At 39.6% G+C, this 15,826-nt stretch carries 13 protein-coding genes; 11 read left to right on the top strand and 2 right to left on the bottom strand.

What is annotated here, in order from left to right:
- The first annotated feature begins 4 nt into the window (after positions 1-4).
- Both H5115_RS01415 and H5115_RS01410 read left to right on the top strand, forming a co-directional pair.
- The gene (locus tag H5115_RS01415) at positions 5-1,033 is read left to right on the top strand and encodes a zinc-binding dehydrogenase (RefSeq protein WP_182753240.1); all 1,029 of its coding nucleotides are present in this window, start codon (positions 5-7) and stop codon (positions 1,031-1,033) included.
- A 339-nt stretch (positions 1,034-1,372) separates the two neighbouring features.
- Entirely contained in the window at positions 1,373-3,628 is a 2,256-nt protein-coding gene (locus H5115_RS01410; protein ID WP_149603631.1) for an acyl-CoA dehydrogenase, read from the top strand.
- Positions 3,629-4,021: 393 nt separating this feature from the next.
- Here H5115_RS01410 and H5115_RS01405 read toward each other — a convergent pair whose 3' ends face one another.
- On the bottom strand, positions 4,022-4,951 hold the full coding sequence (locus tag H5115_RS01405) for an integron integrase (protein ID WP_182753238.1): 930 nt from the start codon (positions 4,949-4,951) through the stop codon (positions 4,022-4,024).
- Positions 4,952-5,189: 238 nt separating this feature from the next.
- Between H5115_RS01405 and H5115_RS01400 the strand changes: the two genes are divergently transcribed.
- Complete coding sequence (locus H5115_RS01400; RefSeq protein WP_182753236.1) at positions 5,190-6,428, top strand: hypothetical protein; 1,239 nt, start codon at positions 5,190-5,192, stop codon at positions 6,426-6,428.
- 387 nt (positions 6,429-6,815) lie between these two features.
- Here H5115_RS01400 and H5115_RS01395 read toward each other — a convergent pair whose 3' ends face one another.
- Positions 6,816-7,970: an IS110 family transposase gene (locus H5115_RS01395; protein ID WP_033040661.1), complete on the bottom strand. Its 1,155-nt coding sequence runs from the start codon at positions 7,968-7,970 to the stop codon at positions 6,816-6,818.
- Positions 7,971-8,100: 130 nt separating this feature from the next.
- Between H5115_RS01395 and H5115_RS01390 the strand changes: the two genes are divergently transcribed.
- The 8 genes from H5115_RS01390 (at position 8,101) to H5115_RS01355 (ending at position 15,801) form a co-directional block, all read left to right on the top strand.
- Complete coding sequence (locus H5115_RS01390) at positions 8,101-8,325, top strand: hypothetical protein (protein WP_024591715.1); 225 nt, start codon at positions 8,101-8,103, stop codon at positions 8,323-8,325.
- Between the two features lie 87 nt (positions 8,326-8,412).
- Positions 8,413-8,838 carry a hypothetical protein gene (locus H5115_RS01385; RefSeq protein WP_024591716.1) on the top strand — a complete coding sequence of 142 codons (426 nt, stop codon included), beginning with the start codon at positions 8,413-8,415 and terminating at the stop codon, positions 8,836-8,838.
- 181 nt (positions 8,839-9,019) lie between these two features.
- Positions 9,020-9,445 carry a hypothetical protein gene (locus tag H5115_RS01380; protein ID WP_032827236.1) on the top strand — a complete coding sequence of 142 codons (426 nt, stop codon included), beginning with the start codon at positions 9,020-9,022 and terminating at the stop codon, positions 9,443-9,445.
- 270 nt (positions 9,446-9,715) lie between these two features.
- On the top strand, positions 9,716-10,672 hold the full coding sequence (locus H5115_RS01375; RefSeq protein WP_182753234.1) for a phosphotransferase: 957 nt from the start codon (positions 9,716-9,718) through the stop codon (positions 10,670-10,672).
- A gap of 146 nt (positions 10,673-10,818) precedes the next feature.
- Positions 10,819-11,448: a uracil phosphoribosyltransferase gene (gene upp, locus H5115_RS01370; RefSeq protein WP_002958676.1), complete on the top strand. Its 630-nt coding sequence runs from the start codon at positions 10,819-10,821 to the stop codon at positions 11,446-11,448.
- 10 nt (positions 11,449-11,458) lie between these two features.
- Positions 11,459-12,697: a uracil-xanthine permease family protein gene (locus tag H5115_RS01365; protein ID WP_149593033.1), complete on the top strand. Its 1,239-nt coding sequence runs from the start codon at positions 11,459-11,461 to the stop codon at positions 12,695-12,697.
- 145 nt (positions 12,698-12,842) lie between these two features.
- Positions 12,843-14,588 (top strand): HAD-IIB family hydrolase, encoded by a 1,746-nt coding sequence (locus H5115_RS01360; RefSeq protein WP_182753232.1) that lies wholly within the window; start codon positions 12,843-12,845, stop codon positions 14,586-14,588.
- Entirely contained in the window at positions 14,581-15,801 is a 1,221-nt protein-coding gene (locus H5115_RS01355) for a glycosyl transferase (protein ID WP_002958673.1), read from the top strand. The genes H5115_RS01360 and H5115_RS01355 overlap by 8 nt, the downstream gene beginning before the upstream one ends.
- The last annotated feature ends 25 nt before the right edge of the window (positions 15,802-15,826 follow it).

Here is a 15,826-nt window from a genome sequence, read left to right as displayed (position 1 = left end):
ATTGATGCCAAATACTGAAAATTTACATGAATACATTATCCCGCAAACAATGCGCGCTATTGTACTGCCAGAACCAAATGAAGCAATTGACTTAGCGGATGCTGAGCTGCCTGTTCCAGACTGTGCAGATAACGAGCTGCTTGTAAAAGTAGAGTACGTTGGTTTAAATCCAGTTGATGGTCAATTTGCTAAAACAGGCTTTTGTAAATGGCAGTATCCACATATTTTAGGCTTAGACGCCGTAGGTGTTGTGGTTAAAGCTAACAAAGGTGTGTTTCCAAATGTTGGCGAGCGGGTTATGTGGCATGCCAACATTGGTGAGCAAGGTGCTTTGAGCGAATACACCAAAGTGCCTAACTTTGCAGTGTCGGTTGTGCCAAGCAGTTTAAATCCGGCCATAGCAGCAACACTTCCATGCGCCGGTATGGCAGCACTTATCAGCTTAGATAAAATAGGCATTAGTGAAGGTGATACTATTTTTATTGAAGGCGGAGCCGGAGCGGTAGGGCAGTTTGCTATTCAATATGCAAAACAGCGTGGTGCAGATGTATTTACCACCGCATCAAAGCGTAACCATAAATTGGTTAAGCAGCTAGGCGCTGATGTGGTTTTTGACTATAGCGATAAAAAGCTATGCGAAAAAATCCGCAGAGAACTTGGCCCGCAAGGCTTTGATGCGGTTATTGATACGATAGGTGGTGAGTGTACTCAGCGTAATATTGAGTTAATGCGTTTTTGCGGACGTATTGCCTGCTTAAATCCGCTACCTTGTTTTGATCAAGACTTAATGTATCACCGAGCGCCGAATATTAGCGTTGTATCGATTGGTGGTGCATGGCTTGCTAATAGTTTATGCGCACAACAACGCTTGAGCTTTATGGGCAACCTGTTACTTGAAGGAGTTGTTAGTGGCGACATTAAATACCCAGAAATAACGCCCGTAGACTTTAGTGCTGAGTCAGTATCGCAAGCGCTTAATAAACAACTTGCTGGTGGTTTTACCGGCAAACAAGTTGTTAAAGTTGCTAACTGAAGCGCTTATACAATGTGATTTAAATTTAAGTAGTTTTAGTTAGATTAACTGATAATGTAGCCTCTATAAATTGAATAAAAACGTAGCCTATTTGTGCTGCGTTTTTTTATGCCCATCAAAAAATAGATACAGCGCTAGAGCTTTTGCTGTTTTATTCATCATTTTAGTCAAAATACTTTTTTTCAGCGTACAACTGTAAGCCTTTGTGTTTCAACAGTTTACGTTCAGGTAAAGAAAATAAATTGAAAAAACTGTTAATTAATTGAATAGAGTAATTGATCTAAACGATTTTTTATGACGTAATGTAGGTATTATTTAGCTGGTCGGATGAGTTCAATCATGAGTTTACGTACAAAACTAAAAAAAGTATTACCAAGTATTTCTATCACAGAACAAGAAGCGCTAGACGCGGGTGATGTATGGCTTGAAGGTTCTATCTACCAAGGTAAACCTGATTTCAGTGCACTTCGCGACGTACCTGCTGCTACATTAAGCGCAGACGAGCAAGCATTTTTAGACGGTCCAGTAAAAGAGTTATTGGGCATGATTGACGATTCAGTGATTCAAAACGGCATTCATTTACCAAATGACATCTTAGAATTTTTGAAAAAAGAGCGTTTTTTCTCGCTTATCATTCCTAAGTCGTTTGGTGGTTTAGAGTTTAGCCCTTATGCAAACTCTACCATTGTTGGCACAATTGCGACTAAAAGCTCAGCAGTTGCGGTAACCGTAATGGTTCCTAACTCGTTAGGCCCAGGTGAGTTATTACTTCACTTTGGTACGCAAGAACAACAAGCACATTACTTACCACGCCTAGCAAATGGTACAGACATTCCATGTTTTGCATTAACAAGCCCAGAAGCGGGTTCTGATGCAGGTGGTATTCCTGATGTTGGTAAAGTAACTAAAGGTATGTACAACGGCGAAGAAGTCCTTGGTTTAGAAATTACCTGGGACAAGCGCTACATTACACTTGCACCTATTGCTACCGTACTTGGTTTAGCATTTAAAGTAGTTGACCCTGATGGTCTGCTAGGTGGTAAAGAAAACCTAGGCATTACCTGTGCACTTATTCCTAAAGAGCACCCAGGTGTTGAGCTTGGTAATCGCCACGACCCAATGGGTATTCGTTTTTACAACGGTACTACACGTGGTAACAAAGTATTTGTACCAATGGATTTTGTTATTGGTGGACAGAAAAACATCGGCCGTGGTTGGCAAATGCTGGTTAGCTGTTTAGGTGCTGGCCGTGGTATTTCATTACCTGCGCTAGGTGTTAGTACAGCACAAGTTGCATTTAAATCAGCATCTGAATACGCAGCAGTGCGTGAACAGTTTGGTTTAGCCATTGGTCAGTTTGAAGGTATTCAAGAAAAACTAGCCGACATTGCAGGTAAAACATACCTACAAGAAGCAATGCGCGTACTTACAACTGAAGGCTTAGGCATGGGTTTAAAACCATCAGTAGTAACCGCAATTGCTAAATACCATATGACAGAGCTTGGTCGCGACGTGCTTGATTCAGCAATGGATATTCAAGCAGGTAAAGCGATTCAAAACGGTCCACAAAATACATTAGCAAGCGGTTATGTTGCTCAGCCGATTGCCATTACGGTAGAAGGCGCGAACATTCTTACACGTAACCTAATGATCTTTGGTCAAGGTGTTATGCGTTGTCACCCATATTTACAATCTATGGTTGAGTCAATTCACAGTGAAGACAAAGGCGCAGATAAAGAATTTAACGGCATTTTGCGTAAAACAATCGGCTACAGCACAGCAAACAGCTTACGTGCTTTCCGCCTTGGTGTTTTACCATTTACAGCAAGTGCTAATTCTGAATTACCAGAAGTACGTGACTACGAAAAAGCAGTACATAAATTATCTGCAAAACTTGCAGTGTACGCAGACTTTTCGTTACTGGTACTTGGCGGTAAGTTAAAACAAGCAGAAATGCTATCGGCACGTTTAGGCGATGTAATGAGCTTCTTATATGCAGCTATGGCATCAATTAAATACTACGAGCAAAAAGTATCAAGTAGTGACCGTGAGCAAGCAGCGCCGTATTTCCATTACGCGACTCGTTTTGCACTACAAAGTGCTGAAGAAGCATTGCATAAGTTTTTAGATAACTTCCCTGCAAGTGGTACACGTAAGTTTATTCGTTTCATTACAATGAACTACTCAACTAAAATGCCAAAAATTAGCGACGATTTAATCCGCGAACTAGCTAAGCAAGCTCAGCTAGATACCGCATTTAAAGCGCAAATCACGCATTTAGTTAAACCAGTAGTGGGCGATGGCCATCATATTAATGAGCAAGCTTACAAAGCTAAAATGGCATCACTTGGCGAGCTGGCTAAAGTTAAAAAAGCATTACGTGCTAAAGTAATTAAGCCAGGTGCACGTTTTAACATTACACTTGATAACGCATTAGCGGCAAACGTAATCACGCAAGCTGAACACGTTCAGTTAATTGATTACAACATCAAACGTGAAAAAGCGATTCGTGTAGATGAGTTCGATTTTGATATGAACATACTAGACGATAACGCACAGCCGATTAATCCGCTTAAAAGCGTAGTTAATCAGTAAGCTAAAGTAATTATATTCAATGATGCAAAGCGCCCGCAGTATCGGCGCTTTTATTTTTGAGTAAAAAATTAGTGTGGAGCCCCGTTTGTGTAAAAACAAGCGGGGCTTTTTTATGTTTTTTAAAAGTAGAATATAGATGGCGGTATTGGTTTGAAAGCGAATATGTATGCGTAGAGGATTAAAAAGAGACGCTTATAATCTTGAAAAAGGGCTAACAACCCCGTTAGCACCTTGCTGTAGTACATGGGTAGGATACCCACTGAATTAAAACGTTGAACATTTTAGCGTTCTAAATAACTCATTAACTGCGTTAAAAACTTCTCATATAGATAAACTATATTACCAAGTTTTTGCCTTGTTACTGAGCTATTTATCTATCGCTAAAATTGCTCACTAATTCAATACAGCGGGTATTATTTGCGTAGTACGCACATCACTGTGACCTAGCTGTGTTTGTACTGTGCGGATGTCAGCGCCATTTTGCAGCAAGTGCGTAGCGAATGAGTGTCTCAATGTATGAGGTGTTATTATTTTTGTTAACCCTGATTTTTGGACGGCTTTTTTAATCTCTTTTCTAATACAAGAGTGATGAAAATGATGTCGCCTTATTTCACCACTTTGAGGATCTGAACTTAATATATGAGAAGGAAATAAATATTGCCACGCAAGCGATTTTGCGGCACTTGGATATTTTTTTGTTAAAGCATATGGCATCCATACGCCAGCATATTCCGTATTATTTAAATCCAGTTTTAAATATTCATCAACGTTCAAAATTTGATTTCTCAGCATAGGGATTAGCTCTGTGGCCAGCGTAGCAATGCGGTGTTTATTACCTTTTCCATTCCATACTTGAATGTATTTATAATCAAAATCAATATCTTTTACTCTTAATTGCACCGCCTCCATTACTCTTAAGCCACTTCCATACATAAGGGCTGCAATTAAATAATAGCGCTTATTTAAATGAGCCATCAATATTTTAACTTCCTCTGGGGTCATCACTACAGGGAGCTTTGTTTGTTTTTTACTACGGGCAAAATTTAAATTTAATGAGAGTTCTTTTTTTATTATGTGCTTGTATAAAAATGACAATGAATTGAGTGCGGTGGCTTGCGTACGTGGTGCAACGTTTTGCTTTAACACTAAATGTTCTAAGTAGCGCTCGACTTCATTGTCCCCCATTGAGGCGGGATGGCGTTTATTATGAAAATGGATATAAGATGCAATCCATCTTAGGTAGGTATCTACGGTGCGTAATGAATATTGACGAACTAGCATATATTCAGCTATGTAATTTAAAAATGGGGAACGTGTTTTCATACTATTACCAATAATAGTGCTGTTTTTATATACAGTTTAGTTGTGATGCACACATATTCAAGAAAATGAGCGGCGAGCGCATTTTCTCTTTTATTGAGAGTTTGAATGCTAATAAAAATTATATATAGCAATGTGTTAAGTTATTTGGTAAAAATGATTTATAAAATACATGAGCGTATCGTTGGCAGAAATATGCGCGATGAGCGCACTATTAAATGGTTACAAGCAAAGGATAGTTATGAGAGGTTATCGACGAGACAGTTTTCACGCTTTTTCTGAACTTGATGGATTCAGTATGCTTGAGAATCAGCGTTCAGCCATAGATCAAGCTGTTAAGCGTCAAAACGATGATTACATCCTTAATGTAAATCGTGAAGAATATATTCAGCACTTAGTTAGTGAATTTTCTATTGAGCCGATCGAGATCCATAAGGATAGTCTTTCGGTATCCACGCACGAAGAAATGATACCTGCTGAAATGCACCCTAGCTCTTACTTTATGGATCGAGGTGGCTCATATCAAAGAGATGTACTTGTTTTCCACCTCCCGTTTACCGGTGATCAGCAATTACTTAAGGTTAGAGCAAGTACGTACTCAATGTCTGCGCCGCTCATCACTGTGGTGCAAGGGTGTATTTGCTTTAAGATAATTAACTTCAATCTTGACGCCCAACGAATCAAGCAAGATTCTGAACAAACAATACAAAGCCTTGAAACGCAAAATGGCTACCTAACTAATGACTTAGCGAAATTCAATGCATCTATCGAGCAGCATGCATCACGAATATTTGATGCAAAGAAAGAGCAGTTACTTAGTAAGAATGATCTAATAGCATCTTTAGGTGTTCCGGTAAGAGAATCTGGAAATAAATCATCTACTTTTTCAGTTCCAGCAAAGAGAACCAAAGCAATAGCTACCAAACCAAAGCCTCAAGTTACTGAGAAAGGCTATACTCCTGAGCCCACCCTAGATACAACTATATATGCTCAAATACTCAAAATAATACATGATGTAGGCAAGCAATTTGAACGCTTGCCATCTACATATTCAGAAAAGGATGAGGAACATTTAAGGGATCACATGCTTCTCATACTTGAGCCAAACTTTGAAGGTTCAGCAACAGGAGAGACTTTCAATAAGTCAGGTAAAACTGACATATTGCTTCGCCATGAAGGGAAGAACGTTTTTATCGCTGAACTAAAGTTCTGGCACGGCAAGAAAGGCTTTTTAGAAACTATTAGTCAATTGCTTGGATATTTAACCTGGAGAGACTCTAAGGCAGCCGTTGTGATGTTCGTTAGAAATAAAGATTTTATGGCGGTTTTGGAAACGGCCAAAGAGTATATTTCTGAGCATGACAACTATCTCGGGTTCGTAAGCGAAGAAGATGAAGGCTGGTACCACTATCGCTTCCATGTTAACGAGGATAAGAACAGAGAAGTAAAGCTGTCCGTGATGCTGTTTCATATTCCGTAGCAGTTTACTTGTAACAAGGCGCTGTTGTCGGACTGTTTTTCCGCTGGCGCTACAAAACAGCCGCAAAGCGCAGCGTTGGTATGACTCCCACTGTCAAGTTAAACTCACTGATCCCTGCCTAACTTTTTTAAGCCATAATTACTTTAGCTCGAATTAGAGCGAGTTAATACATAGGATGAAGCAAGTAATGTCGTCGGTTATCTTGCTGATATTCGTTGGTTATTACTATTTCTAGTAACAGAGCAGACCTTACTTATTTCGTCGTGGCACCTGTCTTCAGTCTATGTTCGTGGTTCAATGAAGCGTTAGCTACATTGCCATCCTAACGCCGTCGGTGATTGTGCCACTCCCGATGCTTGATCCTATGCATTAACTCTAATTCGTTTATCATGCAGGTACTCTTGCCAATCTAAGTTTTGTATTTACTGGCGTTAGCACCACTTCTTTTGCAATTGCCCATATGTATGCAATCATTTCTCGAGCAATGGCGGTGACAACCAGGTTGTAATGTTTCCCTTTGGCTATCATTTTTTTATAGCGCTTGCAGAGCCTAAGTTGTGCTTTCCACGCAATATCAATAATGTCCTTTGGTAAACCTTCTTGTCGTTTTTGCATATCTGTCGATATATTTGCCGCATACCGATAAGTGTGTGCGCCTTCAACGAGAAGGCGCCTCGCTCGGCCGTTTCCGCATTTTGTGATGGCGCCAATATGGCGTTTGCCACCACTCGAGTGCTCACTAGGTACAAGACCAAGATAACTCATTAATTTGCGGGGGTGGTCGAAGCGCGATAAATCGCCAAGCTCAGCAACAACGCCAGTGGCGACCAACAAACGAACGCCACGCATAGCTTGTATTGCTTTTACTACAGGATAATAACGCCACTGGTGAACATGGTGTGTTAGTTCATTGTCTAGCCGTTCAAGTCGGCTTATTCGTTCATTAATTGTGTGTAAAAACTCTTGTAAGACGATGTGCTGCGCGGGATGTGGCAACACAAGCTCAGTGAGCCAACGTAAATGTTTTTGTGACCAATTTGCAGTGCCTCTGTAATTAATATTATTGCGAAGCAGCAGTGCCTTTAATTGATATTTAGCATCTTTTAAATCCTTCATTGCCACTTCGCGTGCGCGAGATAAATCACGTACGGCTTCATCTTCAGGCTCGGGAACATAAATAGGTGTTAAATCTTCAGATTTAAGTAATTTAGCGAGCTTAAGGGCATCACGTTTATCGGTTTTAATCTTCTCACCTGGCTTTTTGGGAATAAGAGAGGGTGCAACCACATAACAGCAATGGCCGAGGCTGGTAATTAATCTGTAAATCCAATAACCACATGGGCCAGCTTCATAAACAAAATGGAGTGTTGCGCCAGGGTATTTGGATTCAAACTGACGAACAAGCTTTTGAACGGCCACTTTGGAAGACGAAACTCGGCCAAGATGAACTGGTTTCGCACCTCTATGTTCTTCAATATAGGCGACTTCATTGAATTCTTTATGTGTATCAAGACCGATAAAAAGTATGCTATGTTTATTCATGTTAGCCTCTGCTGTTTAGTTAATTGACAAACTAATTATGGCTCTGGCTTTGAATTAAGCTAACCCACGAAAAGCGGAGGCTAACACCGTGTGGGAGTCATTATGTCTATATGCAAAAGGAGAATCGCGTATGAATATCAATGCAACACTATTAGGAGAGATAATATTTATCTCTGGGATCGTTATCGGCGTCCTTAGTTATTATTTGGCTAAACGTAAAACTAGCACACCTAAAATAGCTACATTTATAGGCGTGCTATTAGCATTTATTCCGCCACTCGGTTTAATTTATATTGCCATTCTAGTGTTAAAAAATGACATTAATCAAAACAATACTACTGAGGCTGTTGAGTAATTTGCATATAACAAACAAATTATGGCGCGACGCGCAAACAGCGCGCGCCGCATATTCGAATCGTTATACGTCGAACAGGCATCAAGGATGATTTTTAATAAATTCATGAGAGTATTCAAAGAAACGAAAGGGATGCCAAAGTTATTCCGGTTTCAGCATATGCTCAACTCAATTACATATTCACTGATGGTGCTTTTTGCTTTCTGGCCTTGGCCAAACGGAGAGTATTCGTTGAATGGGCGCAGCCTTACTTATCAAGAATTTTGGTTAACAGGTATGGCGCCCGGCTTTCTGTTATTTAGCATACTAATCATTGCAATTTGCTTTGCTTCAGTGAATAAACACTGGGCTGGCCGTGTTGGTACTTTTTTATACTGGGCATCTATTATTGCCTTCATGTCTTTTTATTCTTTAACTGGGGTTGTAATAGGTGGGGCAATAATAGCTGTTTGGGCGTACTATGTGTTCTATAGCACTGGCATGAGGCAGTTTTTTGTTCAATCAAACGTATAACAAAAAAATTAAGTTCGCCCGCTGCGCGGGCTGGGACACAAACATGTGGGCTGCTCACTTCGTTCGGATTTTAGCCCACATGCCTGCGCCCCTTATTTAAAAGTTATGTAACCAAGGAAGAATCGTGAAATTCTGGAGAAACTCGTCCACAGAACATTAGCCAATGTGGAAAGCATTCTTAATGTACATCTGGGTAATACCTGGAGTTCCGATAGGAACCTTTTTAGGTGTTTATTTCTTAGAGGCTCGTAATAGGAGCGATGATGAATTATTACTTAGCTTGCTTAACTATCGTTTAGATTTTACTTTGATTATTTTATTTGGTGTCGGTTTTATCCTTTGGGTTTGGTCTATTAGAGCTTTAAGTAAGCCTGTTTTTCAAATTCATCAAAATAGGTTGTACTTTTACGGTTATGGCTTTTTTAAAGATGACATTGCACTTGATTCACTTCAAGAAATACGCTCCTATAATCTTGGCCCGCTGGGTCACCTAATAGACTTTAAATCTAAAGTCGGTATTACCTTTAGATCTTTTGCTTTTCTATCAAACATTAATAAAAGTAAATTAGAAAAGTTTTTTGAGGAAAGTGGTATAAAGGTTACATAACAAACCATTCAAGCAGGACATTGCTCCTCACCCGTTTTAGTGGACACCTCCTCATCACTTTGAAGAGGCTAAAATGCCTAAATATACTCAACCTAGGAAGACATGGTTTTATCCAGTTAATTTCAAAATCAAAGTGTTGTGGCATAGTGATTTTGGCCACTATTTATATACAAACTTGTATAAAACCAAGTGGGGCTTTTTTATGCCGTAGTTTTATTAAAAACGTCCACTAATGTTAAACTACAAAAAACTTAATTACTTAATATAGCTATGGCATTTTACATTCCTTTATTACAACCTCACTTTAAACACATTGAAATTGGCGATACGCTTACATCCCTTTGGAGTGGGTGTGGCAATATTGTGCAGTGCCAGCTTGATGATGAGCCATGTGTTATTAAAGCGATTAAAGTACCCAGCTATATAAAGCATCCTAAAATTAAACAAAGTGAAGTTGCACTTAAAAGAAAGCAGCATTCCTATAGTGTTGAATACACTTTTTATAAGCTTTATAGCCAGCACTTACCAAAACATGCGCAAAGTATTGAATGTATAAGCGCAATTAATAAAGACGATGAATACGCGCTGGTGTTTAAGGATTTCACCAAACATGGGTTTACTCAAGCAGGGCCACAACATGTTAAAGCTATATTAAAGTGGCTTGCGCACTTTCATGCGTTTAACTTAAGTGAACCCGCTAATGGGTTATGGCAGCAAGGCAATTATTGGCATTTAAGCACGCGACCAGATGAGTTTAATAAATTAAAAACAAGCGAAAATGAAAAGTCCGATATTAAAAATGCTGCACATAAAATAGATGAGCAGCTACAAAGTTGTGCGTATAAAACGCTGATTCATGGCGATGCAAAACTTGCTAACTTTGCAGCAAATGAGCGCGATGAAATACTCGGTTATGATTTTCAGTATATAGGTGCAGGTTCTGGGATAATTGATGTAATGTATTTTATGACCAGTTGCTTAAGTGATGCACAATTACACGAGTGCGCTGATGAGTATCTTGCGTATTATTTTGATAATTTAAAGGCTGCTATTACAACTTATCATCCTACAGCACCAGCAGGTAAAATAGCTGACGATTGGCTCGCTTTATGGCCTGCTGCATGGGCTGACTTTTATCGATTTTTAGCTGGCTGGAGCCCCGAGCACCAAAAAATAAATAGTTATATGCAACAGCAAGTAAACAGCTGGTTAGCGAGTAACATTTAATAAACACAACGGGTTGATTGCTTGCATAAATATCAAGCAAAACAATACATTTTGGCACGATGTATGAAAATCTCTTTAAAACTACAGGTCAAATGACCTTTTTTAATATAAAATACTGCAAATTCTTGTATCAGTAGGTTTATATCATGGCAATTCACGTTATTTCACACCCTCTTGTTCAACATAAACTAGGCCTAATGCGAGCGCATGGTATTAGTACTAAAAGCTTTCGTGAATTATGTTCTGAAGTTGGAACCTTATTAACTTACGAAGCAACTAAAAACCTACAGTTAGAAGATAACGAAATTACAGGCTGGGATGGCAATAAGTTAAAAGTAGAGCATATTAAAGGTAAAAAAATTACCGTAGTGCCTATTTTACGCGCAGGTCTTGGCATGATGGACGGTGTTATGCAGTTATTACCGGCGGCTAAAGTAAGTGTGGTTGGTCTTGAACGTAACGAAGAAACACTAGAACCAGTACCATATTTTGAAAAGCTCGTTGGTAATATTGATGAGCGCTTAAGCTTAGTTATTGACCCTATGCTTGCAACAGGTGGCTCAATGATTGCTACAATCGATATGCTTAAAAAAGCAGGCTGTAAAGAAATCAAAGTAATTGTATTAGTAGCTGCACCAGAAGGTGTGGAAAAAACACTTACAGCACATCCCGACGTAGAAATATTTACAGCCTCTGTAGATAGCCACTTAAACGAAAAGGGCTATATTATCCCTGGTTTAGGCGATGCGGGCGACAAAATATTCGGTACTGTTTAGGAGTCTTTAAGTGCAAAATAATGACACCTTTTCAATAAAAACTATTTTAACGGGCGCGCAAATGCTGTTTGTAGCATTTGGTGCGCTGGTATTAGTGCCACTTTTAACGGGCTTGGATCCTAATGTTGCGCTTTTTACCGCTGGCATTGGTACTTTGCTGTTTCAGGTAGTGACTAAAGGCCAAGTGCCTATATTTTTAGCTTCATCGTTTGCTTTTATTGCACCCATTATTGCCGCTGTGCAAATGTGGGGCGTGCCAGCCACTATGGGCGGCTTAATGGTAGCGGGCTTTGCTTATATGCTTTTAAGTTTATTAGTAAAATTTAAGGGCGTTGCAACGCTTCATAAAATTTTACCGCCTGTGGTTGTAGGCCCTGTAATTATGGTTATTGGTTTAGCGCTTGCACCTGTTGCTGTAAATATGGCGATGGGTAAAAGTGGCGACGGCAGTATTCAAATTATTGATTACAACAGCGCTATTTATATTTCGTTGTTCTCGTTAGTGGTTACGCTTATTTTTGCAGTGTGGGGAAAAGGCGTATTTAAGCTTATACCTATTCTGGCAGGGGTTGTTGCGGGTTATTGTTTATCGCTTGGTATGGGCGTTGTGCAATTTGACGCAGTAACTAACGCACAGTGGTTTGCTGTACCAAACTTCACATGGCCTGAGTTTAAATGGCAGGCTATTTTGTTTATGGTGCCTGTAGCAATAGCACCTGCAATTGAGCATATTGGCGATATGATGGCTATAAGCCAAGTAACCAATAAAGACTTTTTGAAAAAGCCTGGGCTTCACCGTACTTTGTTTGGTGATGGCCTTGCGACGTCTGCTGCATCATTATTTGGCGGCCCGCCTAACACAACTTACTCAGAGGTAACGGGAGCAGTTATGCTTACCAAAAACTTCAATCCTAAAGTAATGATGTGGACAGCCATTATCGCCATTATTTTAGCCTTTGTTGCTAAAATGGGATCTGGCTTACAGACTATACCTGTACCTGTAATGGGCGGCATTATGATTCTACTTTTTGGCTCTATTGCTGTAGTGGGTTTAAATACATTAGTTAAGTCGGGCGATGATTTAACAGCACCACGTAACTTAAGTATTGTTGCACTTATTTTGGTGTGCGGTATTGGCGGTATGCATATAGGTGGTAGCCAATTTAGTTTAGAGGGCGTAAGTTTATGCGCTATTTTAGGCATTGTGCTCAACCTTGTATTACCTAAGGCGCAGCCTCAAGAGAGTTAATAGTGCACGTAAGTTAAAAATATTGCACCAAAATAGCGCATTTTTAATGCGCTATTTTTTTAACCTACTAATAAATATATAAAAATAATAATGGTCTATTACCTGCATTTAATTTCCAGAACGCATTGTATGCAAAGGAGTTACTATGTCAGAGGCCAATATTGTGGATATAACCCCGTTTTTAGCAAAACACCAACTGCCTTTAAAGTATCAATATTTGAGTGAGCAATATTTTGTTCCACTTGCGCATGACATCCTCGAATCTAAAAAAACAAATACTCCTATTTTTGTTGCCATAAATGGATGCCAGGGCTCAGGAAAAACAACACTCGCAGATTTCTTAGTTACGTGGTTTTCTAAAAACACACCACTTAACAGTGTAGCATTGTCAATTGATGACTTTTATTTAGCAAAACAAGCACGTACTGAGCTTGCCAAAGACGTACATCCTCTTTTTACTACTCGCGGAGTACCGGGTACTCACGACGTAGCGTTAATGAATAGCACAATAACTAACTTACTGGCAGGAGAGGTAAACGTACCGCTTCCACGTTTTAATAAACACGAAGACGACTGCGTGCCAACAAGAGATTGGCTAACAAACGAAAAGCCAGTTGATATTGTTATTTTAGAAGGGTGGTGCGTGGGCAGTGAGCCACAACCGTTGTTTTCATTGAGTGAGCCGCTTAACGAGTTAGAGCAACAATTTGATAAAGAAGGCGTTTGGCGCCGCTGTGTAAATAGCTGTTTGGCAAATGAATATAAAGCCGTTTTTAACCTAATTGATTATACAGTTATGCTAAAAGCACCGAGTTTTAGTGATGTTTTTACATGGCGACAAGAGCAAGAACAAAAGCTAATAGCCAAAAAAGGTGAAGGCTCAGGCACCATGACTAACGAGCAATTGGTGTATTTTATTTCTCATTTTGAGCGCATTACGCGTGAGAACTTAAACACACTGAGCGCTAAAGCAAACGCTTTAATTGAACTTGATAGCAACCGCGATATTAGCGGTATGCACCTAACGAGTGATGACACCCTTCAACCTATTATTTTTACAGATTTGGACGGTACATTACTCAATCACGCCGATTACAATACAAATAATATCAGTGAGTTATTACAGCAGTTGCAAAATTCGCATATTCCTGTGGTGTTTAATACCAGCAAAACTTTTTGCGAAGTTATAGAGCTTAAAAACGATTTAAATATTCAACAGCCTTTTATTGTCGAAAACGGTGCAGCGGTATTTATTCCAGAAGACTATTTTGAATTAAAGCCAATTGGTTGTAAAAAAGTAGGCGCTTATTGGTGCTACGCAATGGCAAAGCCGTTATCGAGTTTATTAAATGATTTAAATACTTTAAAGGCGGATTATAAAGCGCATTACAAATTGTTTAGTGACTTATCGAGTGAGCAAATATCAGAGCTTACCGGGCTAAACGATGCACAAGCAAGACGCGCACAAACTCGCGATTATTCAGACCCTCTTTATTGGTATGGCAATGACGAATTACTCACAGCCTTTGTAAACGATGTTGAAGCACTCGGCTACGATATAAAAATTGGCGGACGCTTCATTCATATTGCCAAAAATACCGATAAAAGCGCTGCACAGCAGTGGTTAGTTAAACAGTTTACCCATCATTTCAGAAAGCCTCTCACGGTTATAGCACTGGGTGATAGCGATAACGATAAGCAAATGTTAGAACACGCAAATATCGCCATTATTATTGCCAATCCGGCGAGTAAAAAGCCGGTTAAATTGTCGCACAATAAAGCACGATACTCTCAATCACCAGCACCGCTGGGCTGGATTGAAGAAATAACATCGTTGCCGTGCATTAGCAGTATTTTAAGTATTTCTGAGGAGCAAACATCTCATGGCTGATTTTTATCAAAATGGCATTATTACAACATTACATAATATTGCCGACAGACCAATAGAAGATCTAGAAAAAGAGCTACTTACTTTTAGCAAGCAGCGCCCAATGGGATTAATACTTCCTTCGTTATTTAGTGAACTCGAAGGCCCTGCACTGCAAAATATAGTAAGTGAATTACGCGAAGTACCGTATTTATCGCAAATTACCATAGGTTTAGATAGAGCCGACGAAGCACAATACCGCCATGCACTTGGCTTTTTTAAAGAGCTAAACCAAAACCATAAAGTATTATGGAACGACGGCCCACGCTTACAAGCACTTGATAAAGAATTACAAGAGCTAGGTGTTGCACCACGTGAGCTGGGTAAAGGGCGTAATGTGTGGTACTGCATGGGCTATAAATTAGCAACAGCAGAAGTAGAGTCTATCGCGCTGCATGATTGCGATATTTTAACCTACGACAGAAGCCTACTTGCTCGCTTAATTTACCCCGTTGCGCATCCGCGTTTTAACTATGAATTTTGTAAAGGGTTTTACCCGCGTACTGCTAATGGAAAAATTAATGGCCGTGTATCGCGCTTATTAGTAACGCCATTACTTCGCTCGTTTAAAACAATTTTAGGCAATACAGACTACCTTGAATATATGGATTCGTTTAGATACCCATTAGCAGGGGAGTTTTCGTTTAGACGCGATGTATTAAACGATATTCGTATCCCAAGTGATTGGGGCCTTGAAATAGGTGTACTGAGTGAAATGTATCGTAACTATTCGCATAACCGCTTGTGCCAAGTAGATATTGCCGATAATTACGATCATAAACACCAAGAACTTTCACTTGATGATCAAAGTGCAGGTTTGTCTAAAATGTCGATTGATATTACTAAGGCATTGTTTAGAAAGCTGGCGACTCAAGGTGTTACTTTTACCAGCGAAACAATCCGTTCATTAAAAGCAACTTATTACCGTATTGGTCTAGATTTTATAGAAACGTATCATAACGACGCGCTAATGAACGGGTTAACGCTTGATGTACACCAAGAAGAAAAAGCAGTGGAAATGTTTGCACAAAATATTATGGAAGCAGGGCAACACTTTTTAGAAAACCCAATGGAAGCGCCATTTGTGCCAAGTTGGAACCGTGTTGTATCAGCAATGCCAGACGTACTTGAGCGCTTAAAAGAAGCCGTAGAGCTAGATAACGAAGAATATAGTTAACCTGCGTGCAGGTTAACTAGCCTAT

Source organism: Pseudoalteromonas sp. SR44-2, assembly GCF_014163745.1.
Taxonomy (GTDB): Bacteria; Pseudomonadota; Gammaproteobacteria; order Enterobacterales; family Alteromonadaceae; genus Pseudoalteromonas; species Pseudoalteromonas distincta.
This window is presented reverse-complemented; position numbering and strand designations above follow the sequence as displayed.